Consider the following 24,990-nt stretch of genomic DNA (forward strand, 5'->3'; position numbering starts at 1 on the left):
GGTGCGCCCTCGGTTCTCCGCTTGCGTTGCCGCACTGGCGATCGCCCTCGCCGGGTGCGAGTCGCCGACCACGCCGCCTCCGCTGCCCAAGGTCAACGGCTGGCAGGAGATCGCGCCGCCCGCGGCCGGGGTGCGGATCGTGGCGCTGGCGAACGTCGGCGACCGGCTGATGGCGCTCGGGTCGGTGCCGGGACCGGACGGCCGCGCCCCGGCGGCCTGGACCACCACCGATGGCCACGGCTGGCGCCCGGTCGCACTGCACCCGGTGACCGGGTACGGCGAGCAGGCGGAGTTCACCCGGTTCGCGGTCCTCGGTGACCGGATCCTGGTGTGGGGCATGGCTTTCGGCGGCGCGCACTCGAACCCGCGGCCGACCAGCTGGGCCGGCGACGCCGAGCGGCTGACCGAGTACGAGCAGCCGATGGAACGGTTCGGCGGCCCGCACGCGGTCGGCCAGTACGACGAGGCCGGCGTGCCGGGCACCGGTGTGATCGTCGGTCAGTGGGACAAGCCGCACGGCGGCTACGGCGCGGCGGTCTGGACGTCGCCTGACGGCGCCACCTGGACCCGCGGCCCCGACGACCCCGTCCTGTCCGGCGCGCACGAGCAGACCAGCGCCGAAGGCGTTTCCGCGCAGGGCAACGGTTTCCTGATCGTCGGCAACGCGATCGGGGACACCGACGGCGTCATGCACGCCACGGCGTGGTCGTCGCCGGACGGCAAGCACCACCGGCGGCTGACCGTGCCGGACGCGGCCGGCGCCGAGGCGGTCAAGGTCGCCTGCGCCGGCACCGGGTGCGCGATCGTCGGCGCCCGGACCAAGGGGCGACGGCAGACGGTTTGCTGGCCGGTGCACGGGCCGGCGATCGGCAGGCCCACCGCCGGCCCGACCGGCGACACGCTCGACGTCCTGCAGGTCCTGGTGTCCGGCAAGACGTCGGTGTTGCTGCGGGTGGACGGCGGCACCCGGTTGTTCGCCCTGAACGGCTGCCTCGACTGGCGCGCCGACCCGTTGCCGGTGACCACCCGCGACGCCCGGCTCGGCGTGCTCCCCGGTGGTACCGAGTTGCTTGCCACCACCGACGAGCACGGCAGTCGCTTGTGGACCCGCTAGCTCACCACGACTCGTCGCGCAGCGTGTCCAGGGCGGCGGCCAGATCCGCCGGGTACTCACTCGTGAACTCCACGCGCTGCCCGTCGGCGGGGTGGTCGAACGACAACGACCGCGCGTGCAGCCACTGGCGGGACAGGTGCAGGCGCTTGGCCAGCACCGGATCGGCGCCATAGGTCAGGTCGCCGACGCACGGGTGGCGCAACGCCGCGAAGTGCACGCGGATCTGGTGCGTGCGCCCGGTTTCCAGCCGGACGTCCACAAGGGACGCGGCCCGGAACGCCTCCACCACCTCGTAGTGCGTCACGCTCGGCTTGCCTCCGGCGACCACGGCGAACTTGTAGTCGTGGCGGGGGTGGCGGTCGATGGGCGCGTCGATCGTGCCCACCGACGGATCCGGGTGCCCCTGCACCAGCGCGTGGTAGCGCTTGTCCACGGTCCGTTCCTTGAACGCCCGCTTGAGCACCGTGTAGGCGTGCTCGCTCTTCGCCACCACCATCACGCCGGTGGTGCCGACGTCGAGGCGGTGCACGACGCCCTGGCGCTCGGCCGCGCCGGAGGTCGACACGCGCACGCCCGCGGCCGCCAGACCGCCGATGACCGTCGGGCCGGTCCAGCCGGGGCTGGGGTGCGCGGCGACGCCGACCGGCTTGTCGACCACCACGATGTCGTCGTCTTCGTGCAGGATCCGCATGCCCTCGACCAGCACCGGCGCCACGGTCACCGGACGCTCGGGCTCGGGCAGGGTCACCTCGAGCCAGGTGCCGGCGACCAGGCGGTCCGACTTGGCCGCGGGCTGACCGTCCAGCAGCACGTCGCCTTGTTCGGCCAGACCGGCGACCACGGTGCGGGACAGGCCGAGCAGCTTCGCCAGTCCCGCGTCCACGCGCATGCCGTCGAGGCCGTCGGGGACCGGCAGGGTGCGCAGGTCACTCACCGGCGACCTGCTTGCTGGTGTTCTGCTTGCTGTCCTGTTTGCCGGTGCGCCCGTCGTACTCCTTGCCGAGCAACGCCATCAGCACAATCAGCGCGCCGCCGACGCAGATGCCCGAGTCGGCGAGGTTGAAGACCGCGAACGCCGCGCCGTTGGGCTTGAACACCGAGATCCAGTCGACCACGTGACCGCGCAGCGGCCCGGGCGCCCGGAAGATCCGGTCGGACAGGTTGCCCAGCGCACCGGCCAGCACGAAGCCGAGGCCGATCGCCCAGCCGATCGAGCGCAGCCGCGGCACGATCCAGATGATCGCGACGATCACCGCGATCACGATCAGGCTGAGGATCCACGTCATGCCGGTCGCGATGCCGAACGCGGCGCCGGAGTTGCGCAACAGCTGCAGGTAGACCAGCCCGCCGAGGATCGGCTTCGGCTCCTCGCCCTGCAGCTGGGCCACCACGACCAGCTTGCTCACGATGTCCAGCACGAGCACGAACGCGGCCGCGACGAGCAGGTACGGCCAGGTGCGCCTGGGCAGTGCAGTGACGGGCTCGGCAGCGGGTACGGCTGCGGCCTCGGCGGTGGTTTCGTCGGCGGTCTGGTCGCTGCTCACCGGCCCATTGAACCTCATTCCCACATCGCCCCCGCCACCGCGGATCCCGCACCCCTGTCGTCGAAGGGCCACGGCGCCGGGCTCGCGTGAATGAGGTTCATTGTCCACCGCGGCTCAGATGGCGACGAAGGGCGGGAGCTCCCGGCCGTCGGTCACGGGCTCCCAGCGGCCGTCGACCACGTGGTAGTCGACCCGCGGACCATCCGTGAGGATCGACCGCAACGCGCCGAGCAGGCGATCGATGTGCTCCGCGGTGGTGCCCAGGCCCAGGCTGACGCGCACGGCCCGCTGTTGTCCGGTGCCGGTCCCCGCGAGCAGCCGCCGGGTCGCCACGTGCGCGCAGAACAGGCCGTCGCGCACGCCGATGCCGTGCTCCGCGGACAGCACCGCGGCGAGCAACCCGGCGTCGATGCCGTCGACCACGAAGCTGAGGACGCCGACCCGGTCGCCGCCCTCGAACAGGCGCAACGGGCGGACCTGCGGCAGCCGCTCGAGACCGTCGAGCAGCCGGGCGAACAACGCCTGCTCGTGGGCGGTGATCGCGTCCCAGCCGTGCCTGCTCAGCGTCGCGCACGCCACGGCCATCGCGTGCACACCGACGACGTTGGGCGAGCCGGCCTCGTGCCGCTCCGGCGCGGACGCCCAGGACACGCCGAGGTGGTCGCGGTGCTCGGTGACCGACGCGGTCGCGCCGCCACCGGCCAGGTACGGCGGGGCCGCCTGCAGCCAGTCCCGCCGGCCGACCAGCGCACCCGCGCCGAACGGCGCGTAGAGCTTGTGCCCGGACAACGCCACGTAGTCCACGTCCAGCGCACGGATGTCCACCGGGCGGTGCGGGGCGAGTTGCGCGGCGTCGAGCACCACCCGCGCGCCGTGCCTGCGGGCGACGGCCGCCAGGTCCGCGACCGGCCACAGCTCACCGGTCACATTGGACGCCCCGGTGAGCACCACCAGGCGCGGCCCGACCGGGCAGTCGGCCAGCGCCGCGTCCAGCGCGAGCACCGCGTCACCGGCCGCGCGCGGCGTCCGGATCCGGGTCACCCGCGGCCCGCGCCACGGCAGCAGCGCCGCGTGGTGCTCGGTGTCGAACAGCACCACCGACGTGCCCGACGGCAGCGAGCGGGCCAGCAGGTTGAGCGAGTCCGTGGTGTTGCGGGTGAACACGACGGTGTCGGTGCGGCGGCCCCCGACGAACCGCCGCACCACGTCCCTGGCCTGCTCGTACGCGGCCGTGGACACCTTGGAGGCGAAGCCCGCGCCGCGGTGCACGCTGGCGTACCAGGGAAGCAACTCGTTCACCGCGTCCTGCACCGCGTCCAGGCACGGCGCGCTCGCCGCGTGGTCGAGGTTGGCGTACGGCACCCGCTCCCCCGTGACCAGCGGAACGGTCAGCCGCGCCCCGGCCACGGCCGGCACGGTCACCGCCGGAGCGGGGACAGCCGGAACAGGGGTCGGCTGGGCGTCAACGGCAAGGGACATGGCGATGCCTCCAGGGCCTCTGGGACCCAGCGGGGCGGGGTCCGCGCTTGCCCACACGCACTGCGCGGTGGACCAGGTCCTCACCCGGGGCACCCCACCGCGGTAGGAGGGTTGCCGGCCAGCAAGCCGGGGCTTGACGCTGGCGCTCATGACCTTCGCGTTCGACTGTAGCCGATGCGCTCCGCCTGACAAACTGGGTGCGTGAGCGAGCACACGTTCGACTTCGACGTCCTGGTCCTCGGCTCCGGGCCCGGCGGGCAGAAGGCCGCGATCGCGGCGGCCAAGCTCGGCAAGCGGGTCGGGCTGGTGGAGCGGCGCACCATGATCGGTGGCGTCTGCATCAACACCGGCACGATCCCGTCCAAGACGCTGCGCGAGGCGGTCGTGTTCCTGACCGGGCTCAACCAGCGCGAGCTCTACGGGCAGAGCTACCAGGTCAAAGAGGACATCACCATCACCGACCTGACCGCGCGCACGCAGCACGTGGTCGGGCGCGAGGTGGACGTGATCAGGGCGCAGCTCGCCCGCAACCGGGTGACCCTGCTGCCCGGGCTCGGCCGGTTCACCGACCCGCACACGATCGTCGTCGACGACGGCTCCGGGTCCGGCCGGTCCGTCACCGCGGACAAGATCGTGATCGCGACCGGCACCCGGCCGGCGCGCCCGGACACCGTCGCGTTCGACGAGCGCACGATCATCGACTCCGACGGCATCCTCAGCCTGGAGCGGGTGCCGCGCTCGATGATCGTCGTGGGCGCCGGTGTGATCGGCATCGAGTACGCCTCGATGTTCGCCGCGCTGGGCACCAAGGTGACGGTGGTCGAGCGGCGGCCGCGGATGCTGGAGTTCTGCGACACCGAGGTGGTCGAGGCGCTCAAGTACCACCTGCGCGACCTCGCCGTGACGTTCCGCTTCGGTGAGACCGTCGCCTCGGTGCAGCAGTACGACCACGGCGCGGTGACCGTGCTGGAGAGCGGGAAGAAGATCCCGGCGGAGACGGTGATGTACTCGGCCGGCCGGCAGGGCATGACCGAAGGGCTCGACCTGGAGAAGGCCGGGCTCGCCGCCGACAAGCGCGGCCGGATCAAGGTCGACGGGCACTTCCGCACCGAGCAGCCGCACATCTACGCGGTCGGCGACGTGATCGGCTTCCCGGCGCTGGCGGCGACGTCGATGGAGCAGGGCCGGCTGGCCGCGCACCACGCGTGCGGCGAGCCGGTGCACGAGATGACCGAGCTGCAGCCGATCGGCATCTACACGATCCCGGAGATCAGCTACATCGGGCGCACCGAGGACGAGCTGACCGAGGCGAAGATCCCGTTCGAGGTCGGCATCTCGCGGTACCGGGAGCTGGCCCGCGGCCAGATCATCGGGGACTCGTACGGGGTGCTGAAGCTGCTGGTGTCACCGGAGGACCGCAAGCTGCTGGGGGTGCACGTCTTCGGCACCAACGCCACCGAGCTGGTCCACATCGGACAGACCGTGATGGGCTGCGGCGGCACCGTGGACTACTTGGTGGACGCGGTGTTCAACTACCCGACGCTGGCCGAGTCGTACAAGGTCGCCGCGTTGGACGCGACGAACAAGATGCGTCAGATCGCCATGCTCACCGATTGAGGGGGCACCACGGCACCGCCGTGTGTTCGCGCTCGGTGTGGCTGTCGTGCTGACGCTGCAAACGACATCAGACCCCCAACAGCGCGTGCAGCTCGCTGAGCGGGTCGGCGGCGGCGAGCACGCGGGCGCCGTCGGGCAGTAGCCGCAACGGGCCCGAGGTGGTGCGCGCCGCGAGCAGTGCCTGCTCCCAGATCAGGACGATCTGGACGATGACCGCCTGGTAGGCGTGGTGCGCGTCGCTGCCGCGGGGCTTGCCGAACCGGCGGTGGATCTCCTTGTCCAGCACGTTCCTGGCCTGCTCGCGCCCCAGCCCGACACCGGTGAATGTCGCCACGAACGTGCTCGCGGCCAGTGGGCGGATCGCCGCGCCGAGCAGGGCCTCGGCACCGTCGGCGGAAATCTCGGTCATGAACCGCACGGTACCGATCATGACCGGGCCGCCCTCACCCTTTGGCTTTGCGGACACGGCCAAGCAGGTGCGCGCCGCGAAGTCAGTCCTTGCCGGTTTCGCCGCGCCAGCGGGCGAAGCGGCCCGCCCGGTCGACGGCACGGATGCGTGACTCGGCCGCGTCACGCGCGTCCTGGGTGGTCACCACGAGCAGCTGATCACCCACCCGCAGGCGGGTTTCGCGCACGGGGGTGAAGCCGCGGCCCGCGCGGACGACCAGGCTCACCGTTGCGCCATCAGGCAGGCGCAGTTCCGGCAGGTACACGCCGTGCAGCTTCGAGCCCTCCGGGATGCGGACCTGGATCAGCTCGGCGTTCAGTTCGTCCAGCGGCGCGGCGTCCACCTCGAGTTCCTGCGGGTGGGCGCCCGCGGACAGGCCGAGCCGGCGCGCGAGCAGCGGCAACGTGCCGCCCTGCACCAGGGTCAGCACGATCACCAGCACGAAGACGCCGTCGACCAGGTGTTGCGCGCCCGGCACGTGCTTGCTCAGCGGGATCATCGCCAGCACGATCGGCACCGCGCCGCGCAGGCCCGCCCAGGACAGGAAGACCTGCTCACGCCACGGCATCCGGGACGGCAGCACGGCGAGCACCACCGACACCGGCCGGGCGAGCAGCACCACCACCGCGCCGGCGACGAGGCCGGGCACCACCGCGTCCAGCAACCGGCTGGGCGAGGCGAAGAGCCCGAGCAGCACGAAGAGCCCGATCTGGGCCAGCCACCCGAGCCCCTCGGCGAACGACCGGGTGTCGTCGCGGTGCGGCAGGCGCATGTTGCCCAGGACGAGGGCCGCGACGTAGGTGGCGAGCAAGCCCGACGCGTGCGCGAACTGCGCGCACGCGAAGGCCAGCACGCAGACCGCGACCGTCGCCAGCGGGTAGAGGCCGGTGGCCGGCAGCGCCGCCCGGCGCAAGGCGTACGCGCCGGCCAGGCCGAGCACGATCCCGATCACCGCGCCCGCCAGCAGCTCGTAGACCACCACGAACGGCAGGCTCCAGGTCAGCGTGTCACCGGAGGCGAGCACGACCACGGCGATGTAGGCGGGCGCGTCGTTGAGCCCGGACTCCAGCTCCAGCGAGCCGACGAGGCGCTTGGTGACCTTCAACGTGCGCAGGACGCTGAACACGGCGGCCGCGTCGGTGGACGCGAGCACCGCGCCCCAGAGCAGCGCGAGCCGCCAGTCGAAGTCCAGGAGGTAGTGCAGCGCCGTCCCGGTGATCCCGACGCTGACCACCACCGCGATGGTGGACAGCGCGATGCCCTCGCCCAGCGCCGGGCGGACGGCGCGCCAGCGGGTGGTCAGCCCACCCTCGGCGAGGATCAGCACGAGCGCGGCCAGCCCGAGTGACTGGGTGAGCTCCGGGTCCGAGAACTGGATGCCGAGACCCGATTCGCCCAGCCCCACCCCGATCGCCAAGTAGAGCAACAGCGACGGAAGCCCGAGCCGCACCGAGACCCGCACGGCGAGCACGGCGACCAGCAGCACGCCGGCGCCGATCCCGAGCAGCACGGGCAGGTCGGACATGGCACCTCCGGTGATCGGCTGGGGGCATTCTCCCTTGTCAGTGGCCGAGCAGGCGGACGAAACCGGCGTGCGCGTCGTCCGGGTGCCTGGTCAGCGGGTCACCGGTGAGGATCATCACCCGGGTTCGGGCCGCGCTCAGCTGTCCAGCAGGCGGATCAGGACGGCCTGGGCGTGCTCCGGTGCGGGATCCAGGTCGATCACCTTGTCCCGGGCGTGCTCGCCGGTGACGATGGCCAGCCGGTTCGGGCGCACGCCGAAGGCCTCGGCCAGGACGGCGAGAACGGTCGCGTTCGCCTTGCCGTCCACGGCCTTGGCGCGGACGGCGACGATCAGGGCGTCCGCCCGCCAGCGCCCGCCCACCGCGTCGCGGGAGGCGCCCGGCTTGACCCGGATCGCGAACCGGAACGCGGTCACGGGTGGGCCAGCATGCGCATGGCCTCGTCCAGGTAGGACTTGGGCAGGGCGTCGACCGTGTGCGGGGTGCTGCGCACCAGCTGGGCGTGGCCGAGGTAGATCGAGTAGGCCAGGGCGGCGCGGTTGCGGGCCTGCGCGGCGGCGAAGCCGAGCTCGCGGAACAGGGCGGCCACGTAGTCCAGGCGGCGCTCGGTCACCCGCTCCACGGCGGCGGCCACCACCGGGTCGTCGGCGGCGGTGAGCAGGGCCAGCTCGACGTGGGGGCCGCGAGTCTCCAGAACGCTGACGAACAACGCGGTCAGCTTGGCCCTCGGCGATCCCTCGCGTTCGATGGCGGCGATCACGCCGTCGGTCTGCTCGCGTTCCCAGAGCTCGAGGGCCGCGGCCAGCAGGGCGTCGCGGGTCGGGAAGTGCCAGTAGACGCTGCCCTTGGTGGCGCCCGCCGCGGCGGCGAGTGGTTCGACGGCCACCGCCGACGGGCCGCCTTCGGCCAGGGCCCGCAACGCGATCGCCGCCCAGTCGTCCTTGCTCCGCCTCACCACGGACCGTACGCTACCGTATAGTCGAACCATACGGTTCCGTACGGAAGGGAGGGCGTCGTGATCCGAAACGTTCACGAACGCGTGGTGGGGATGAGCCCGGCGCGGGCGTGGGAGCTGGCCGAACGCGTGGCCGAGCCCGATGGGGTGCTGTGGCCGGTGGACCACTGGCCACCGATGCGCATGGACCGGCCGCTGTCGGTCGGCGCGACCGGCGGGCACGGGCCGATCCGCTACCACTGCACGGCCATCGAGCCGGGTGAGCGGGTGACGTTCACGTTCGACCGGTCACTCGGGGTCGACGGAACGCACACGTTGCTGGTGCTGCCCGGAACGCGGCCGGACACGTGCGTGGTGCGACACGAACTGGTCGGCAAGCCCAGCCTGCGCATGGCGGTGCGCTGGGCGCTGGTGGTCCGCTGGCTGCACGACGCGCTCATCGAGGAACTGCTCGACCGCGCGGAAACCGCCGCCGGTCAGCCACCCGCGCACCCGGTCCGGTGGTCGCCTTGGGTGCGCCTGATCCGCCGGATCATGGTGCACGCACCGGGGGCGGCGCCGGTCAGCCGCTGACGTGGGCGGTGTTGTCGATCCAGTGACGCACGAGATCGGCGTCGCCGTCGATGCTGATGCCGTCGGCCAGGGGAACCCGGCGGGTCAGGGTCAGCAGCAGCGATCGGGCCGGGCCGGTCAGCGTCACATCGGCGCGCTGGGTTCCGTGCTGCCACGTCGCCCCGTCCGGGCGCCGTTCGACGAACCAAGTGCCCGCGTCGGCCGCGGTGTCGGTGGCCACCCACTGCAGGGTCTGCCCCGTGCCCCGCATGGCGTGGGCGGACTCGGGCCGCTGCATCGCCCACGTGGGCGAGGTCAGCATGGCGAAGTGGTTGCTGATGAGCGCGGCGGCGACCTCGGCATCGATGTCGCCTTCGGCTGGTCGGCCTGCCGCTTCGGCCGCGTCGAACCCGTGGACCACGGCCTCGTTGAGCAGGCTGGACACCCAGAACCGGGTCCCGGTCCGCCCGTCCGCCGCCGGGTTGAAGACCGGGGCGTCGAGCGCGTCGTCGGAGCACGCGTCCACGACCCGCCGCGCGGACCCCGACAGCCACGCCGGCCACTCGCCGGGATCGGCGGGGAACGCGGCCATCTCCGTGGGCAGCTGGGTGGGGTCGGCGATGCGCCGCTCGACCATCTCCGCCACCCAGTGCTGGGTCTGGCCCACGTGCTCGACCAGGTCCTTCACGGTCCACGCCGGCGCTGTCGGCACGGCGGCGCCGGGTCCGGCCGCGACCGCTGATTCCGCCAGACGCCGGGTGTGCTCGACGATCGCGCGCCGGGCGCGATCCACGGTCAGCTCGGTCATCGGCTTCCCCCGGTTCGTGTGGACGCTGCTGCCGCGGCAAGGGCCGCGGCAGCAGCGACGACCTCAGCTCAGGCTTTGCTCGGCCCGCTGCGACACCAGCTTCACGAACCGGGACGGATCGGCCAGCTCGCCGCCCTCGGCCAGCAATGCCAAGCCGTACAACAACTCCGCGGTCTCGGCCAGGCCTTCGTGGTCTTTGTCCTCGGTGAAGGCCTTGTGCAGGGCGGCAACCAGGGAGTGCGTCGGGTTCAGTTCGAGGATGCGCTTGATGGGCGGCAACTGCTGGCCCATCGCGCGGTACATCTTCTCCATCGTCGGCGTGAGGTCGTTCTCGTCGCCGACCAGGCAGGCGGGGGACGTCGTCAGGCGCGAGGAAAGCCGCACCTGCTTGACATCCGACTCCAGCGACGACGTCATCCACTCCAGCATCGACGCGAAGTCCTTGGCCCGCTCCTTCGCCTCGGCCTTCTCCTCGTCGGTGTCCAGGTCCACCTGCCCCTTGGCCACCGACTGGAACTGCTTGCCGTTGAACCCCGGCACGGAGTCGACCCACATCTCGTCGATGGGGTCGGTGAGCACCAGGACCTCATAACCCTTGGCGCGGAACGCTTCCAGGTGCGGCGAGTTCTCGATCGTGGCCCGCGACTCACCGGTCAGGTAGTAGATGTGCTCCTGGCCCTCCGGCATCCGGGCGACGTAGTCCTCCAGCGTCGTCTGCTTCTCCGCGTCGTGCGTGGAGTCGAAGGACGCGATGCCGAGGATGGTCTCGCGGTTGTCGAAGTCGTCGAGCAGACCTTCCTTGACCGCCCGGCCGAACTCGCGCCAGAACGTCGCGTACTGCTCAGGCTTCTCGGTCATCATCGACTTGACCGTCGACAGGACCTTGCGCACCAGACGGCGGCGCATCATCTGGATGTGCCGGTCGTTCTGCAGGATCTCGCGCGACACGTTCAGCGACAGGTCCTGCGCGTCGACCACACCCTTGACGAAGCGCAGGTACTCCGGCATCAGCGCTTCGCAGTCGTCCATGATGAAGACGCGCTTGACGTAGAGCTGCACGCCACGCTTGCGCTCGCGCATGAACAGGTCCATCGGCGCCCGCGCCGGGATGAACAGCAGCGCCTGGTACTCGAAGGTCCCCTCGGCCTGCAGCCGGATCGTCTCCAGCGGGTCGGTCCAGTCGTGGGCGATGTGCTTGTAGAACTCGGCGTACTCCTCGTCGGTGACCTCGCTCTGCGGCCGCGCCCACAGCGCCTTGCGCGAGTTGATGGTCTCCGGGTCGCCGTCGGCCTTGTCGCCCTCGGCCTTGTCACCCTCGGGGGCCAGCTGGACGGGCCAGGTGATGAAGTCCGAGTAGCGCTTGACGATCGTGCGCAGGGTCGCGGCCTCGGTGTAGTCCGGCAGCCCGTCCTCGACGTCGGCCGGCTTGAGGTGCAGGGTCACGGAGGTGCCCTGCGGGGCGTCGGGTGCGGCCTCGATCGTGTACGTGCTCTCGCCCGCCGACTCCCAGCGCACGCCCTCGTCGCGGCCCGCGCGCCGGGTCACGAGCGTGACCTTGTCGGCCACCATGAAGCTCGAGTAGAAGCCGATGCCGAACTGGCCGATCAGGTCCTGCGTGCCCGCACCGTCCTTGGCCTGCTTGAGCTTCTGCAGGAATTCGGCGGTGCCGGACTTGGCGATCGTGCCGATCAGGCCGACCACCTCGTCGCGGTCCATGCCGATGCCGTTGTCCCGGACCGTGAGCGTCCGGGCCGCCTTGTCCACCTCGAGGGTGATCTTCAGATCGTCGGTGTCGGCCTGGAGGTCCTTGTCGCGGAAGGCTTCCAGGCGCAGCTTGTCCAGCGCGTCGGAGGCGTTGGAGATCAGCTCACGCAGGAACGTGTCCTTGTTCGAGTACACCGAGTGGATCATCAGCTGCAGCAGCTGACGGGCCTCGGACTGGAACTCGAGCGTCTCGGCTTGCGCGGTCACGGGTGTTGTTCCTTTCCCCTCAAACCAAGTGCGACCAACCAGCGATACTAGTCAGCGCCCGACAGGAACTCGCCGGTGACCGACACCGCGACGCTCGACGAGCCCGCGTCGGTGACGAGCACGGCGAACGCCAGGTCACCGCGGTAGCCCGCGAACCACCCGTGGGAGTGGCTGCCGTCGCCGAACTGGGCCGTGCCGGTCTTGCCGAACACGGTGCCGCTGCCGCGCAGCCCCTTGGCCGTGCCGCCGGTGACGACCTCGCGCATCATCGGGCGCAGCGGCCCGAGCACCGACGCCGACGGCGGCTGGTAGTCCTGCTGCACCGCGGTCTTCGGGCCGCCGCCAGTCCAGAGTCGCGGTGTGACCGCCTTCCCGGACTGGACGGTCGCGCACACCAGCGCCATGCCGAACGGGCTCACCACCACCTTGCCCTGGCCGATGCCGTCCTCGACCTGCTCGTCGCTGCTGCCGGCCGGCGGGACCGCCCCGGTCACGGTGGTGATGCCCGGGACGGCGAAGTCGGCGCCGAGCCCGAGCGAGGACGCCGCATCCGGCAGCGCATCGGTGGGCAGATCCTTGGCGAGCGCGGCGAACGTGGTGTTGCAGGAGTGCGCGAACGCCTCGTGCAGCGGCACGTCGCCCAGCTCGAAGCCCTCGTTGCGGATGTGCCGGGTGCCGACCGTCGCCTCGCCCGGGCACGGGCGCACGGTGCTCGCGGTCGCCTCGCCCGAGCCGAACGCCGCCGTCGAGGTGACGATCTTGAACGTCGAGCCCGGCGGGTAGAGCCCGTGCAGGACCTTGGCGTCCTTGCCCGCCGCCTTGTTCTGGGCGACGGCCACGATGTCGCCGGTCGACGGCACGATCGCGATCAGCTCGGCAGGCTTGCCGACCGAGTCGACGGCGTCCTGCGCGGCCTTCTGCAGCCCGCGGTCGAGCGTCGAGTGCAGCGCGGGCACCGGATCGCCCGAGTCGCCGCCCTTGTAGAGGGTCGCGAGCTCCTTGCCCAACTTGTCGACCAAGGCGACGTGCCAGGCGCCCGCTTGCTTGGTGCCCTGGTCCTCGGCGACCCGCGCCATGCCGTCCAGCAGCAGCGGCGCGACCGAGGAGTCGACCGCCTTCGGGCCGTTGGCGGTCCAGGTGAGCAGGGCCTTGCCGTCGCGGTCGAGCACGGCGTCCGTGCCGGTCTGGGTGCGCATCCGCAGCGTCTGCCCGGTCTTCAGCTTCGGGTGGATCAACGCCGGCGCCCAGTGCACGAGCCAGCCGTCACCGTTCTTGACCAGGCTCAACTTGCTGTCGTAGGTCCACTCGTGGTCGCCGAGTTCCCACACGATGCGGATCGGGGCCGTCGTGCCCTGCACCTCGGAGACCCGCACGGCCTGGACCGACTTCGGGTGCAGGCCCTGCCAGACGGAGGTGAGCTGCGCCGTCGCGGCGGCGGGCGCATCGGTCAGCGCGCCCGTCGCCTTCGCATCACCCGCGCCGAACGCGGTCAGGTACGCGTCCGCGGCCGCGTTCGGATCGGTCTGCGCCGCGGACCCCGCCTTCGGCCACAGCACGACCACCGCGGCGACCACGATCCCCACGAACACGACGATCCCCACGGCCAACACGGCCCGCTTGCGCCCACGCGTCATCGACGCTCCCCCTGGCACGACGTCCCCCGACGCGTGAACCTCACGCGCAGGACATCGTGCCAGGGTCAGCGATTCACTTGGCGCGCGGTGCCCCGACCGTGACCTCTGTCCTCTGTCCCCTGTCTTTGGGACCTCAACCTTTCGGTGCACCCCGGGGACGACCCGGTGCCCGCATACCTGCGTAAAGGTCCCAGGACTTCAACCTTTCGGCGCACCGGAGGAACGACTTCGGGGCTGCGCTCGTTCGCAAGGAATAGGAAGGTGCGCCCGAGCGACCCTGCCCGTACTCAGTTCGCTCGGTCTCAGTTCGCTCGGTCTCAGTTCGCTCGGTCTCAGTTCGCTCGGCCTCAGTTCGCTCGGCCTCAGTTCGCTCGGCCTCAGTTCGCTCGGCCTCAGTTCGCTCGGCCTCAGTTCGCTCGGCCTCAGGTCGCTCGGCCTCAGGTCGCTCGGCGGACCCAGACCGTGACCTCGATGCCGTCGCCAACGGTGCCGGTGAAGGTCGCGCCGGTGCCGTTGCCCTCGGTCACCTCGTCGGCCAGGGTCTCCCCGGTCACGAACTCGAGGTGCGCGCGCAGCGCGGCGAGCACGTCCTCGGGCGCCTGCACGGCCAGCGCGATCCGGTCGGACACGTCCAGCCCGGCGTCACGGCGGGCCTGCTGGACCACGCGGACCAGGTCACGCGCCACGCCCTCCACGGCCAGCTCATCGGTCACCGCCGTGTCGAGCACGACCAGGCCGGAGCTGGCCGGCAGCTCCGCGGTCGCGCCCGGGTCGGCGGCGACGAGCTTGCGCTCGTACTCGCCGTCGAGCAGCTCGATGCCCGCGGCCACGACCTTGCCGTCGTCGGTGGTGGTCCAGTCGCCCGCCTTGACGGCCTTGATCACCTTCTGCACGTCGGCACCCAGCCGCGGCCCGCACGCCCGCGCGTTCACCTTGAGCTCGAACCGGCCGTGCGCGGCGACGTCCGTGGTCAGCCGGACCTGCTTGACGTTGACCTCGTCGGCCAGCAGATCGGTGAACGGCGCCAGCACGTCCGCGTCGGCCGCCGCGACCAGCAGGTCGGCCAACGGCAGCCGCACCCGCAGCTTGTTGGCCTTGCGCAGCCCGAGCGCCGCCGAGGCGACCTGCCGCGCCCGGTCCATGCCGGTGACGAGCGCGTCGTCGGCCGGCAGGTCGGAGGACTCCGGCCACTCGGTCAGGTGCACCGAGCGCCCGCCGGTCAGCCCGCGCCACACCACCTCGGTGGTCAGCGGCAGCAGCGGCGCCACCGTCCGGCAGGTCACCTCCAGCACGGTGTGCAGGGTGTCGATCGCGTCCTGGTCACCGGCCCAGAACCGCTCGCGCGAGCGGCGGACGTACCAGTTGGTCAGCACCTCCAGGAACTCGCGCACGGTCTGGCAGACGCCTGCGATGTCGTAGGCGTCCATGGCGGCCTGCACGTCGTCGACCAGCTCGCGGGTCTTGGCCAGCGCGTAGCGGTCGAGCACGTGCTTGCTGTCGGTGCGCCAGCGCCCTTCCTTGCCGTCGGCATTCGCATACAGGGCAAGGAAGTAGTAGCTGTTCCACAACGGCAGCACGGCGTGGCGCACCGCGTCGCGGATGCCCTTGTCGGTGACGACCAGGTTGCCGCCGCGCAGGATCGGGCTCGCCATCAGGTACCAGCGCATGGCGTCGGAGCCGTCGCGCTCGAAGACCTCGTTGACGTCCGGGTAGTTGCGCAGCGACTTGGACATCTTCTGCCCGTCCGAGCCGAGCACGATGCCGTGCGAGACGCACGTGGTGAACGCCGGCCGGTCGAACAACGCCGTCGCGAGCACGTGCAGCAGGTAGAACCAGCCGCGGGTCTGCCCGATGTACTCGACGATGAAGTCGCCCGGGTAGTGGTGCTCGAACCAGTCGGCGTTCTCGAACGGGTAGTGCACCTGCGCGTACGGCATCGAGCCCGAGTCGAACCAGACGTCCAGGACGTCCGGCACGCGGCGCATGGTCGACTTCCCGGTCGGGTCGTCCGGGTTGGGCCGGGTCAGCTCGTCGATGTAGGGCCGGTGCAGGTTCTCCAGCCGCACCCCGAAGTCGCGCTCCAGCTCGTCGAGCGAACCGTAGGCGTCGACCCGCGGGTAGGCCGGGTCGTCCGAGCGCCACACCGGGATCGGCGTGCCCCAGTAGCGGTTGCGGGAGATCGACCAGTCGCGGGCGTTCTCCAGCCACTTGCCGAACTGGCCGTCCTTGACGTGCTCCGGGTACCAGGTGATCTGCTGGTTGAGCTCGACCATCCGGTCCTTGAACTTCGTCACCGCCACGAACCACGACGACACGGCGCGGTAGATCAGCGGGTTGCGGCAGCGCCAGCAGTGCGGGTACGGGTGCTCGTAGGTCTCGTGGCGCAGCAGCACCGCGCCCTGCTGCGCGGCCGGGCCAGTGCCGTTGCGCAGGTCGCGGACGATGTGCGGGTTCGCCTCGAACACCTGCTGGCCCTGGTAGTCCGGCACGGTCGAGTCGAACTTGCCCTGTGCGTCGACAGGGGTGACCGGGACGATGCCGGCCGCGTCCGTGGCCGCCTTGTCGTCCTCACCGTAGGCGGGCGCGAGGTGCACGACGCCGGTGCCGTCGTCGGTGGTGACGAAGTCCGCGCCCAGCACGACGTGCGAGTTCTCGTGACCCACGAAGTACGGGAACGGCGGCGCGTAGTGCGTGCCGACGAGCTGCGCACCGGTGTAGCGGGCGAGCACCTCCGGGTCTTCACCCAGTTCCTTGGCGTAGGCGGCGACGCGGGCCTCGGCGAGCACGAACCGCTTGCCGTCACTGGAAACCATGACGTAGTCGACGTCCGGCGCCACCGCGGTCGCCAGATTCGACGGCAGCGTCCAGGGCGTGGTCGTCCACACCAGCAGGTAGGCACCGTCCAATTCGGAATCGTTGTCCCGCAAAGGGAAACCGACGGTGACGGCCGGGTCCTGGCGGCTGGCGTAGACGTCGTCGTCCATGCGCAGCTCGTGGTTGGACAGCGGGGTCTGGTCGCGCCAGCAGTAGGGCAGCACGCGGTAGCCCTCGTAGACGTAACCCTTGTCCCACAACTGCTTGAAGGCCCAGATCACCGACTCCATGTAGGTGACGTCGAGGGTCTTGTAATCGTTGTCGAAGTCGACCCAGCGGGCCTGGCGGGTGACGTAGTCCTGCCACTCGTTGGTGTAGCGCAGCACCGACTCGCGGCAGGCCTCGTTGAACTTGTCGACGCCCATCGCGTCGATCTCGTCCTTCTCGGTGATCCCGAGCTGGCGCATGGCCTCGAGCTCGGCCGGCAGGCCGTGGGTGTCCCAGCCGAACCGGCGCTCGACGCGCCGGCCACGCATCGTCTGGTAGCGCGGGACGATGTCCTTGACGTAGCCGGTGAGCAGGTGCCCGTAGTGCGGGAGGCCGTTGGCGAAGGGCGGGCCGTCGTAGAAGACGAACTCGTTGTCGCCGTCGGTGCCGGCGTCGCGTGCCTCGACGCTCGCCTGGAAGGTCCGGTCGACCTCCCAGTACTCGAGCACGGCGCGCTCCAGCTGCGGGAACGACGGCTGCGACGGCACTGCGCTGGATCGGCCGGGGGTCTCGGGGCCGTGGGTTGCCTTCGGGTAAGGCATCGGTGGTGCTCCTCGCGGTTGTCGCCTGCCGTGACCGTTGCCGGTCGTCGACGGGGACGAGCAGCCGTCGGCTTCGACGGCGGTCCGCGGTACCACCCCGCTTGCCACGTGTCCCGTGGCCACTTCGTTGAGGCTGTGACGGGCCGACCCGTCCGGTTCTACTGGGGCTCGCGCCCGTTCTTCCGGAAGCTCCCCGGTGATGGCCGGATCAAAGCTGCTGGTTCAAGGGTAACCGGGCGTGCAACGCCTTTGCCCCACGGGTCCACCCACCCCTACTGGGCGTGTCCCACACTCAGGCCGGGCGTGTCCCCTCGTCCAGCCGGGTGTGTCCCCCGTTCCGCGCGGGCGTGTCCCCCGCTCGAAGCGGGCGTGCCCCAACACCCAGGCCGCCCGAGTCCCAAGCTCCTCGGGGACACACGTCGGCATTCCACGGTATCACCGCATGTTCTCAAACAAGCACCCTGTGTAATACCTGGCGGTCGGGTCGTCTCTACGGTGATGAGCATGTGTGCGCGCAGAAGCCGACAATCGCCGCAACACCACATCAAGAAGGGCCCGTCATCGGACGACGCGCACGACATCGTGTACTTCCGGCGACACCGTGACGACGACCCTGCGGAAACAGCGCCAGGCCGGGATTTCCTTCGCAACGCCTGCCCACCGACGGTGCGAGCGAAGTTCTACGCCGTGCTCAACGCCGTGGCAGCCGCGCCGCCGAAGCGTTTCGCGGGCGGTGGAGCCTGGGAAGCGATGCACGGCGACATGACCGGCTGGTTCGAGGTTCGGCGCGACGGCCCAGGCAGACGCCACTACAGGCTGTTCTGCCTCCTGGATTACGAAGCCGACGGAGTCGACAAGCCGCTCTTGGTCATCGTGGACGGCCGGAGCAAGCCATTTCGCACAGAACTGAGCCCGTCGGACTACCGTGCGGTACGCGCATTCGGCGACGAGTACCGGAAGCGGAACCCACGATCGCTCGGCTAGCAGGTCAAGCCGTGACCGAGTGCCGCGACCGACGCCTGTCCTCGATGCGCCGTGCGAGCTTTGCCGGTTCCTTGACCGAACCTGCGCGCAATGGCTCGGCATACTCCGCGCGCTCGCTCTCGGCCATGGGGACCAGAACGACTTTGAGGTTCAACGCTGCGGCGACCTCCACGAGGGTGCCGATCGTCGGATTGCGCTGGCCGGACGAGAGCAGGCGCCGGATCACCGCCGGCTCGGCGCTGATCGCTCGAGCGAGGTCCGCCTTCGACAGCCCCAGCTTCTCCCGGGCGTGATCGAGGTCGTTGACCAGGCGATCAATGGTGTCCACGCGAAGGCTTTCCGTGATGTACGCGCGGAGAAATTCCGGATCCGCCAGATCGGCCACCAGGTCGTCCCAGTACGCGCTCGACGCAACCGTCATCTCGCCCTCCCTCGTGTGTAGCATAAATGCTACGCACCAGCGGCCGGGCGTGCAACCGGGTCCGCGGGTAATGAGAGTCAGGTTCGGCGGGCGCCGCTGCCTTCGCGGTGGCGGCGGGCCAGGACGGCGTCCGGGCCGCACAGGGCGCACGGGGTGAAGCCCAGTTGCCGCGCCTCGCTGACCGGGAGGCCGAGCGTCGGGCGCGCACCGACCCAGGTGCACTTCGCCAAGTGGTAGCGGGGCCGCTCGTCGATGACGCGGACTTCCGCGAAGAGCCCGGACACCACCAACAGGTCGGTGGCGTCGGTCGCCTCCTCGGGCGGCTCGTCGTCCGGGTCGACGACCGCGTCCACGAGCTCCGTCGGGGGCGCTGGGTCGTCGTCGACCGGCGGGGGCACGGCCGGAGGCGTCGGGGGCGTCGGCTCCGAACCCGCCGTGGTGACGGGGGTGGCGGGCTCGGAGCGGTCGGCCTCGAGGTGATCGGGCTGGGCGGGCTCGGCGGCGGTGGTGTCCTCAGCCTCGCGACGGTTGCGCAGCCAGTCGTAGACCAGCACGCCCGCCGCGGCGATGGACAGCACCACCGACAGCCACGCCCACAAGGTGTTCGCCGTGGTCAGACCCGCGATGAGCAGGCCGAACGCGGCGAGCACGAGCCCCAGGACAAGGTAGAGCATCAGCCATTTCCGTATCAGACCTGCGCCCGCCGGTCGGGGGTCCGGGGGCTTGCCCGCCGGGCGGGCGTGGGGGTTGGACCCCCACACAAGCACTAGTCGAGCCTGCGGCGTGCGCTTTCGGCACGCACAGGTCGCCCGCTACCGGCTCGACTACCCGGCTTCCGCAGCACGGGCCCCGAACGAGTAACCGGTCTGCTGACCAGCCGCCCGGCCACCCTCCGACGACGGTGCCGCCGAGCCGCGGTCGCCCAGCTCACGCAGGGACGACTCCAGGAACGTCTTGAGCCGGGTGCGGTACTCGCGCTCGAAGGTCCGCAGCTCGTCGATCTTCTTCTCCAGCGTCGACCGCTCCGCCTGCACCGCACCGATGATCTCCGAGTGCTGGCGCTGCGCGTCGCGCTCGAGGTTCGAGGCCTTCTCGCGGGCTTCGCGCTGCAGCGTCTCGGCCCGGGTGCGGGCGTCGTTGAGCATGTTCTCGGCGCGGGTGCGCGCTTCGTTGACCATCGTGTCCGACTTGGCACGGGCCTCGGAGAGCAACTGCTCGGACTTCGTCCGCGCCTCGGACAGCATGCCGTCGGCCTCGGACTTGGCCTCACCGGTGAGCCGGTCGGCCATCTCCTGCGCGAGGCCGAGCACCTTGGCGGCCTGCACGTGGTGGTCGCCACCCGCGGGTCCGGCACCGGGTGCGGTCTGCTCCAACGCGGTCGGCGGCGGCACCGGGGTGAGCCGGCGCGGCTCCTCCACCGGACGGGCCGGCGGGGCCACGGGGCCTGCGGCCCTCGCCTCGTCGAGGTCGGCACGCGCCGACTCGAGCTGGCCGTCCAGCTGCTCCAGCTGCTGGCGGAGGTCGTTGTTCTCCTCGATCAGCCGAGCCAGTTCGGACTCGACCAGGTCGAGGAACGCGTCAACCTCGTCCTCGTTGTAGCCCCGCTTCCCGATAGGAGGCTTGCTGAACGCAACGTTATGAACGTCAGCAGGGGTCAACGACATCAGATCACCTCACGCACTCAGGGCTGGTCTCCCGGATCCCCGTCATCCGGGATAAGCCAGTCGCATCAGTATGTACACGACCAGCACCAGCACCATAATCGATAGGTCCAGGCCCACGCCGCCGATCCGGACCATCGGAATGAGCCGACGGGCCAGGCGGACCGGTGGGTCGGTCACTGTGTAGATGGTCTCGAGTGTGACCGCAACCCCACCCGCCGGGCGCCACTCCCGCGCGAACGAACGCACGAGTTCGACCACCATCCGTGCCACGAGCAGCAGCCAAAGGACGAACAACACCCAGTAGAGGGCGAGCAGGACCGGTTCCACTCCTCAACTCTGCCACGCCTCAACCGCGGCCGTGGTACCCGCCCTCGGCGATCCGCCGCCGGTCCTCGGCAGTGGGGTCCGCGTTGGGCGGTGAGATCAAGAACACCTTGGTCGTGACCTTGTCGAACGAGCCGCGCAGGGCGAAGACCAGGCCTGCCGCGAAGTCGACGAGGCGCTTGGCGTCCTGGTCGTCCATCTCGGTCAGGTTCATGATCACCGGCGAGCCGTCGCGGTAGTGCTCGCCGATCACCCGTGCCTCGCTGTAGCTGGTCGGGTGCAGCGTGACGATGCGACCGTGCGGGAAACCCGACGGGCTGGGCGCCGCCTCGGTCACCACGCGCGGCTTCGGCGCGGTCTCCCGGCGCGGCTCCACGGCGAGCGCGCCGTGGGTCGGCGCGTCGCCGGACACGGGCGTCGCCCAGGCCGGACGAGCGCTGCGCGGCCGCTCTGCCTGCGGAAACTCCTCTTCGTCGACGTCGTCGTAGCGGCGGCCGAAGATGCGACGACGGCCACCCTGGTAGGCGTAATCGTCGTCGTATTCCGCGCGGTAGCTGTCGTGGTAGCGGCGGTAGCCGTCTTCGTCGTACTCGCCGTCGTAGTCGTCGAGCTCATCGGCCGGGACCATCCCGAAGTAGGCCTTCAGCTTCTGCAAAGCGCTCATGCTGTCCCCTCCGCGACTCCCTGCCCGTTTGCCCTGGTCACTGGCATTGCCCGATCAATACCCGTGCACACTTGCGGGCAAACAAAGCCCCTCGCGTGTTAGGGCGAGGCTAGCCCGCGGCCACCGAGCAACGCGGTTCCGACACGCACGCAGGTGGAACCGTGTGCGATGGCGCTTTCAAGATCGTTGCTCATCCCGCAGGAAAGCTCGACCGCATTTGGGTGTTCGACGCGAATTCGTTGCGCCACTTGGTGAAACGCGTCGAACGCGGCATCGGGTTCCATCCCGAGCGGCGCCACGGTCATCAGGCCGCGCAGGCGCAGTTCACCGGTTCGGGTTACCCCGTCGAGCAGGGCCGGGAGCTCCGGGATCGGGCAGCCGCCGCGGGCCGGGTCGCCATCGATGCTGACCTGCACCAACACGTCCAGCGGGGTGTCGCGCTCCCCCGCGTCGCGGGCGGCGCGGGTGGCTTTGGCCAGCGCGTCGGCCAGGCGCGCCGAGTCGACCGACTGGACCTCGGCCGCCCAGCGCGCCACCGACCTGGCTTTGTTGCGCTGCAGGTGGCCGACCATGTGCCAGCGAACGGCGACGTCGGGGCGCAGCGAAGCGACTTCGCCGGCCTTCGCCGAGGCCTCCTGTTCGCGGTTCTCGCCGAACTCGGTCAGCCCGAGATCGGTGAGCAACGCGGCGTCGGAAGCCGGGAAGGTCTTGGTGACGGCGAGCAACCGCACGTGCGCGGGATCGCGATCATGGGCGGCGCAGGCCGCCGAAATCCGCTCCCGGACAGCCCGGAGCGAGTCTGCGAGATCGGCCAACCTGTCGCTCACCGGCGGTCGTCCTGATCCATCCAGGTGATCGCAGCCAATCGGCCAGTGGTCCCTTCCCTGCGGTGACTGAACAGAGTGCGATCTTCGACGGTGCAGCGCGGATCGAGACCGATCTTGGCGACGCCCGCGTCGGCGAGCTGGCGCCAGAGCCCGGCGCGCAGATCGAGGCCCGGCGTGCCCTTGCGGGTCTTGGTCGCGCTGCCCGGCAGGTGGGCTTCGACGTCGTCGCGCATCGCGGACGGCACCTCGTAACAGTCACCGCACACGGATGGACCGAGCAGCACCTCGACGCGGTCGACCGAAGCGCCCGCGGCCACCATCGCCGAGAGCGCGGCGGGCACCACGCCGATGCGGGCGCCGACCCGGCCCGCGTGCACGGCGCCGACGACGCCGGCTTCGGGGTCGGCGAGCAACACGGGCACGCAGTCGGCGACCAGCACGGCGAGCGCGAGCCCGGGCGTGGCCGTGACGACGCCGTCGGTCGCCTCGAGCGGGTCGTCGACCGGGTCGGCCACGACCTGGACCGTCCGGCCGTGGACCTGTTCCATCCATACGACCCGATCCTTGCCGATCCCGAGTTCGCGGGTCAGCCGCTCCCGGTTGGCGGCAACGGCATCCGGGTCGTCGCCGACGTGGTCACCGAGGTTGAAGGAGTCGTACGGCGCCACCGACCGGCCACCGGCACGCGTGGTCACCACCCGCCGTATACGCACGTGCGCAGGTTACCTGCGCATGAACGGCGGCACGTCGACCTCGTCGTCGGGGTCGTCGGTGACCGGCACCGCGCGGTTGAGCGAACCGTGCGTGCCCCGCGCTGTCTGCTGGTAGGGCGGGGTGGACGAGTACCGCTCCGCCGCCGGCTGGGCCGGCTGCGACTGCGGGGTCGCCCTCGGTGTGTAGGAGTTCGACTGCGGTGGCGTCGCCGGGCGGGCCGGTGGGGTCGCCTGGCTCGACTGACCGGTCTGGGACGACTGGCCGGACTGGCCGGACTGAGACGACTGGCCGAACTGGGACGACTGCGGGGTGCTCGACGCGGGCTGGTTCTGGGTGGTCTGCGCGGCCGGCGCGCTCGAACCGCCGACCTGCCCGGCCTCCGCCGACGCGGTCGTGGAACCCGAGGCACGCGACACCACGGCCTGCGGCTCGAGCTTCTTGTGGGTCGGCATGCCGCCGTCGAACCCGGCGGCGATGACGGTGACCCGCACCTCGTCGCCGAGCGAGTCGTCGATCACCGTGCCGAAGATGATGTTGGCCTCGGGGTGCGCGGACTCCTGCACCAGCGACGCGGACTCGTTGATCTCGAACAGGCCGAGGTCCGAGCCGCCCGCGATGGCCAGCAGGACGCCGTGCGCGCCGTCCATGGACGCCTCGAGCAGCGGCGAGTTGATCGCCTTCTGCGCGGCCTGGACCGCACGGCCTTCGCCGCGGGCCGAGCCGATGCCCATCAGCGCGCTGCCCGCGCCCGACATCACCGACTTCACGTCGGCGAAGTCCAGGTTGATCAGACCGGGGGTGGTGATCAGGTCCGTGATGCCCTGGACACCGGAGAGCAGCACCTCGTCCGCGGAGCGGAACGCGTCCATCAGCGAGACGCCGACGTCGCCGAGCTGCAGCAGCCGGTCGTTGGGGATCACGATGAGCGTGTCGCACTCGTTGCGCAGGTCGGTGATGCCGTCCTCGGCCTGCTTCGCGCGGCGCTTGCCCTCGAAGGAGAACGGTCGCGTGACCACGCCGATGGTGAGCGCACCGAGCTTGCGGGCGATGGACGCGACCACCGGCGCACCGCCGGTGCCGGTGCCGCCACCCTCACCCGCGGTGACGAACACCATGTCGGCGCCCTTGAGTACTTCCTCGATCTCTTCGCGGTGGTCCTCGGCGGCCCGGTGGCCCACCTCGGGGTTGGCACCGGCGCCGAGACCACGGGTCAGCTCACGGCCGATGTCCAGCTTCACGTCCGCGTCGGACATCAGCAGGGCCTGGGCATCCGTGTTCACGGCGATGAACTCGACCCCTTTGAGGCCGACTTCGATCATCCGGTTCACCGCGTTGACACCGCCGCCGCCGATACCGACGACCTTGATCACCGCGAGGTAATTGTGCGGGGGCGTCATCGCCGATGCCACCTTCCTCATCGGGCTAAGGGCATTTCTGGTCTGAGTCCGGAGCTGGAAACCCTCAACCTCAACCAGAGACTGAAAGTTATGTCAACCCCGTGCTTCGTTGGTGGACGGTAGGCATCGGATGTGCCCGGGTCCAGCAGCCACGCCGTGTGGCGCCGCGAAGCTTCGTCACTCGCCGGTCGCGCCGTCGAGCATTTCTCTGATGACGTCGAGGTGCCCGGCATGGCGTCCGGTCTCCTCGACCATGTGCAGGAGCACCCATCTGAGGTTGATACGACGATCTTTGCGGAACGGCACCTCGTCGTCCAGTTGGCGCGCGGCGGCGATCGCGTCGCTGCGTGAACATTCGGCGTCGTACTCGTCGAGCAGGTCGGCGAGCGTGCGGTCGGCGACCTTGAACTCGGCGTCCGGGTCCTCGTCGGTGTAGGGCGCTTCGTCGGGCTGGCCGTCGAGGACCACGCGGAACCAGAACGCCTCCACCCACCGCAGGTGCGAGACGAGCCCGGCCACGGTCATCAGGGGCGAGGGCAGCACCGATCGGTGCGCGTCCTCTTCGGACAGTCCGGCCGTCTTCACCCGGATCGTGCGGCGGAAGTACTGCACGAAGCCCATGAGCTGGGCGCGTTCGTCGCCGGTCAACGGCGGATCGGTGCGTGCTGTCGTCGTTTCGGTCATGGCGCGGAGCATGGCCGACGGCGGTCGCCGCCGCACCCGGGTT

General features: G+C 70.6%; 24 protein-coding genes and 1 riboswitch. Of the genes, 4 read left to right on the forward strand and 20 right to left on the reverse strand.

Annotated features, from left to right (window positions below; genetic code table 11):
- Nucleotide 1 precedes the first annotated feature (1 nt).
- Complete coding sequence (locus EV186_RS17670; RefSeq protein WP_133850438.1) at nt 2–1,114, forward strand: hypothetical protein; 1,113 nt, start codon at nt 2–4, stop codon at nt 1,112–1,114.
- Nucleotide 1,115: 1 nt separating this feature from the next.
- Here the strand turns inward: EV186_RS17670 and EV186_RS17675 are convergent, their stop codons facing one another.
- From EV186_RS17675 to EV186_RS17685, 3 genes are all read right to left on the reverse strand, one after another.
- Entirely contained in the window at nt 1,116–2,003 is an 888-nt protein-coding gene (locus EV186_RS17675; protein ID WP_133851311.1) for an RluA family pseudouridine synthase, read from the reverse strand.
- A 37-nt stretch (nt 2,004–2,040) separates the two neighbouring features.
- On the reverse strand, nt 2,041–2,658 hold the full coding sequence (lspA, locus tag EV186_RS17680) for a signal peptidase II (RefSeq protein WP_424982867.1): 618 nt from the start codon (nt 2,656–2,658) through the stop codon (nt 2,041–2,043).
- Nucleotides 2,659–2,772: 114 nt separating this feature from the next.
- Nucleotides 2,773–4,137, reverse strand: coding sequence for an aminotransferase class V-fold PLP-dependent enzyme (locus EV186_RS17685; RefSeq protein ID WP_133850440.1), 1,365 nt, complete (start codon nt 4,135–4,137; stop codon nt 2,773–2,775).
- A 38-nt stretch (nt 4,138–4,175) separates the two neighbouring features.
- A riboswitch (SAM riboswitch) is annotated at nt 4,176–4,291 on the reverse strand.
- 47 nt (nt 4,292–4,338) lie between these two features.
- Here EV186_RS17685 and sthA point away from each other — a divergent pair.
- Nucleotides 4,339–5,754: a Si-specific NAD(P)(+) transhydrogenase gene (gene sthA, locus EV186_RS17690; protein ID WP_133850441.1), complete on the forward strand. Its 1,416-nt coding sequence runs from the start codon at nt 4,339–4,341 to the stop codon at nt 5,752–5,754.
- Nucleotides 5,755–5,821: 67 nt separating this feature from the next.
- Here sthA and EV186_RS17695 read toward each other — a convergent pair whose 3' ends face one another.
- From EV186_RS17695 to EV186_RS17710, 4 genes are all read right to left on the reverse strand, one after another.
- A complete protein-coding gene (locus EV186_RS17695; protein WP_133850442.1) occupies nt 5,822–6,163 on the reverse strand; it encodes a hypothetical protein in 342 nt (113 codons plus the stop codon).
- An 82-nt stretch (nt 6,164–6,245) separates the two neighbouring features.
- Nucleotides 6,246–7,727 carry a potassium/proton antiporter gene (locus tag EV186_RS17700; protein WP_133850443.1) on the reverse strand — a complete coding sequence of 494 codons (1,482 nt, stop codon included), beginning with the start codon at nt 7,725–7,727 and terminating at the stop codon, nt 6,246–6,248.
- Nucleotides 7,728–7,862: 135 nt separating this feature from the next.
- Nucleotides 7,863–8,141 (reverse strand): DUF167 domain-containing protein, encoded by a 279-nt coding sequence (locus EV186_RS17705; RefSeq protein ID WP_243754113.1) that lies wholly within the window; start codon nt 8,139–8,141, stop codon nt 7,863–7,865.
- Nucleotides 8,138–8,683: a TetR/AcrR family transcriptional regulator gene (locus tag EV186_RS17710; RefSeq protein WP_243754114.1), complete on the reverse strand. Its 546-nt coding sequence runs from the start codon at nt 8,681–8,683 to the stop codon at nt 8,138–8,140. The genes EV186_RS17705 and EV186_RS17710 overlap by 4 nt, the downstream gene beginning before the upstream one ends.
- A gap of 57 nt (nt 8,684–8,740) precedes the next feature.
- On the opposite strand from EV186_RS17710, the gene EV186_RS17715 reads away from it, so the two are divergent.
- Nucleotides 8,741–9,253: an SRPBCC family protein gene (locus tag EV186_RS17715; RefSeq protein WP_208115668.1), complete on the forward strand. Its 513-nt coding sequence runs from the start codon at nt 8,741–8,743 to the stop codon at nt 9,251–9,253.
- Here the strand turns inward: EV186_RS17715 and EV186_RS17720 are convergent.
- The 4 genes from EV186_RS17720 to ileS form a co-directional block, all read right to left on the reverse strand.
- Nucleotides 9,243–10,040, reverse strand: a complete 798-nt coding sequence (locus tag EV186_RS17720) for a maleylpyruvate isomerase N-terminal domain-containing protein (protein WP_133850445.1) — start codon at nt 10,038–10,040, stop codon at nt 9,243–9,245. The two genes, EV186_RS17715 and EV186_RS17720, sit on opposite strands and share 11 nt — an antisense overlap.
- A gap of 63 nt (nt 10,041–10,103) precedes the next feature.
- Nucleotides 10,104–12,011, reverse strand: coding sequence for a molecular chaperone HtpG (gene htpG / locus EV186_RS17725; RefSeq protein WP_133850446.1), 1,908 nt, complete (start codon nt 12,009–12,011; stop codon nt 10,104–10,106).
- A gap of 47 nt (nt 12,012–12,058) precedes the next feature.
- Nucleotides 12,059–13,645 (reverse strand): penicillin-binding transpeptidase domain-containing protein, encoded by a 1,587-nt coding sequence (locus EV186_RS17730; protein ID WP_133850447.1) that lies wholly within the window; start codon nt 13,643–13,645, stop codon nt 12,059–12,061.
- Nucleotides 13,646–14,082: 437 nt separating this feature from the next.
- On the reverse strand, nt 14,083–17,268 hold the full coding sequence (ileS, locus tag EV186_RS17740) for an isoleucine--tRNA ligase (protein ID WP_133850448.1): 3,186 nt from the start codon (nt 17,266–17,268) through the stop codon (nt 14,083–14,085).
- Between the two features lie 504 nt (nt 17,269–17,772).
- On the opposite strand from ileS, the gene EV186_RS17745 reads away from it, so the two are divergent.
- A complete protein-coding gene (locus EV186_RS17745; protein WP_208115669.1) occupies nt 17,773–18,252 on the forward strand; it encodes a hypothetical protein in 480 nt (159 codons plus the stop codon).
- A gap of 4 nt (nt 18,253–18,256) precedes the next feature.
- Here the strand turns inward: EV186_RS17745 and EV186_RS17750 are convergent, their stop codons facing one another.
- The 9 genes from EV186_RS17750 to EV186_RS17790 all read right to left on the reverse strand — a co-directional run bounded on the left by EV186_RS17750 (nt 18,257) and on the right by EV186_RS17790 (nt 24,947).
- The gene (locus tag EV186_RS17750; RefSeq protein WP_133850449.1) at nt 18,257–18,673 is read right to left on the reverse strand and encodes a helix-turn-helix domain-containing protein; all 417 of its coding nucleotides are present in this window, start codon (nt 18,671–18,673) and stop codon (nt 18,257–18,259) included.
- Between the two features lie 77 nt (nt 18,674–18,750).
- Complete coding sequence (locus tag EV186_RS17755; protein ID WP_133850450.1) at nt 18,751–19,347, reverse strand: hypothetical protein; 597 nt, start codon at nt 19,345–19,347, stop codon at nt 18,751–18,753.
- Between the two features lie 150 nt (nt 19,348–19,497).
- A complete protein-coding gene (gene wag31, locus EV186_RS17760; protein ID WP_133850451.1) occupies nt 19,498–20,337 on the reverse strand; it encodes a DivIVA-like cell division protein Wag31 in 840 nt (279 codons plus the stop codon).
- A gap of 42 nt (nt 20,338–20,379) precedes the next feature.
- On the reverse strand, nt 20,380–20,664 hold the full coding sequence (locus EV186_RS17765) for a YggT family protein (protein ID WP_133850452.1): 285 nt from the start codon (nt 20,662–20,664) through the stop codon (nt 20,380–20,382).
- Between the two features lie 19 nt (nt 20,665–20,683).
- The gene (locus EV186_RS17770) at nt 20,684–21,325 is read right to left on the reverse strand and encodes a cell division protein SepF (protein WP_133850453.1); all 642 of its coding nucleotides are present in this window, start codon (nt 21,323–21,325) and stop codon (nt 20,684–20,686) included.
- Nucleotides 21,326–21,423: 98 nt separating this feature from the next.
- Nucleotides 21,424–22,152 (reverse strand): YggS family pyridoxal phosphate-dependent enzyme, encoded by a 729-nt coding sequence (locus tag EV186_RS17775; protein ID WP_133850454.1) that lies wholly within the window; start codon nt 22,150–22,152, stop codon nt 21,424–21,426.
- Entirely contained in the window at nt 22,149–22,865 is a 717-nt protein-coding gene (gene pgeF / locus EV186_RS17780) for a peptidoglycan editing factor PgeF (protein ID WP_133850455.1), read from the reverse strand. The genes EV186_RS17775 and pgeF overlap by 4 nt, the downstream gene beginning before the upstream one ends.
- A 9-nt stretch (nt 22,866–22,874) precedes the next feature.
- Nucleotides 22,875–24,263, reverse strand: a complete 1,389-nt coding sequence (ftsZ, locus tag EV186_RS17785) for a cell division protein FtsZ (RefSeq protein ID WP_133851316.1) — start codon at nt 24,261–24,263, stop codon at nt 22,875–22,877.
- Between the two features lie 177 nt (nt 24,264–24,440).
- Nucleotides 24,441–24,947 carry a DinB family protein gene (locus EV186_RS17790; protein ID WP_133850456.1) on the reverse strand — a complete coding sequence of 169 codons (507 nt, stop codon included), beginning with the start codon at nt 24,945–24,947 and terminating at the stop codon, nt 24,441–24,443.
- Nucleotides 24,948–24,990 lie beyond the last annotated feature (43 nt).

The organism is Labedaea rhizosphaerae (assembly GCF_004362825.1).
Lineage (GTDB): Bacteria > Actinomycetota > Actinomycetes > Mycobacteriales > Pseudonocardiaceae > Labedaea > Labedaea rhizosphaerae.

Coding starts and splice junctions, on each gene's coding strand:
- EV186_RS17675 (WP_133851311.1), bottom strand. CDS start 2,003: ATGCGCGTGGACGCGGGACTGGCGAAGCTGCTCGGCCTGTCCCGCACC.
- EV186_RS17685 (WP_133850440.1), bottom strand. CDS start 4,137: ATGTCCCTTGCCGTTGACGCCCAGCCGACCCCTGTTCCGGCTGTCCCC.
- EV186_RS17695 (WP_133850442.1), bottom strand. CDS start 6,163: ATGACCGAGATTTCCGCCGACGGTGCCGAGGCCCTGCTCGGCGCGGCG.
- EV186_RS17700 (WP_133850443.1), bottom strand. CDS start 7,727: ATGTCCGACCTGCCCGTGCTGCTCGGGATCGGCGCCGGCGTGCTGCTG.
- EV186_RS17720 (WP_133850445.1), bottom strand. CDS start 10,040: ATGACCGAGCTGACCGTGGATCGCGCCCGGCGCGCGATCGTCGAGCAC.
- EV186_RS17730 (WP_133850447.1), bottom strand. CDS start 13,645: ATGACGCGTGGGCGCAAGCGGGCCGTGTTGGCCGTGGGGATCGTCGTG.
- ileS (WP_133850448.1), bottom strand. CDS start 17,268: ATGCCTTACCCGAAGGCAACCCACGGCCCCGAGACCCCCGGCCGATCC.
- EV186_RS17745 (WP_208115669.1), top strand. CDS start 17,773: ATGTGTGCGCGCAGAAGCCGACAATCGCCGCAACACCACATCAAGAAG.
- EV186_RS17750 (WP_133850449.1), bottom strand. CDS start 18,673: ATGACGGTTGCGTCGAGCGCGTACTGGGACGACCTGGTGGCCGATCTG.
- EV186_RS17755 (WP_133850450.1), bottom strand. CDS start 19,347: ATGCTCTACCTTGTCCTGGGGCTCGTGCTCGCCGCGTTCGGCCTGCTC.
- wag31 (WP_133850451.1), bottom strand. CDS start 20,337: ATGTCGTTGACCCCTGCTGACGTTCATAACGTTGCGTTCAGCAAGCCT.
- EV186_RS17770 (WP_133850453.1), bottom strand. CDS start 21,325: ATGAGCGCTTTGCAGAAGCTGAAGGCCTACTTCGGGATGGTCCCGGCC.
- ftsZ (WP_133851316.1), bottom strand. CDS start 24,263: ATGACGCCCCCGCACAATTACCTCGCGGTGATCAAGGTCGTCGGTATC.
- EV186_RS17790 (WP_133850456.1), bottom strand. CDS start 24,947: ATGACCGAAACGACGACAGCACGCACCGATCCGCCGTTGACCGGCGAC.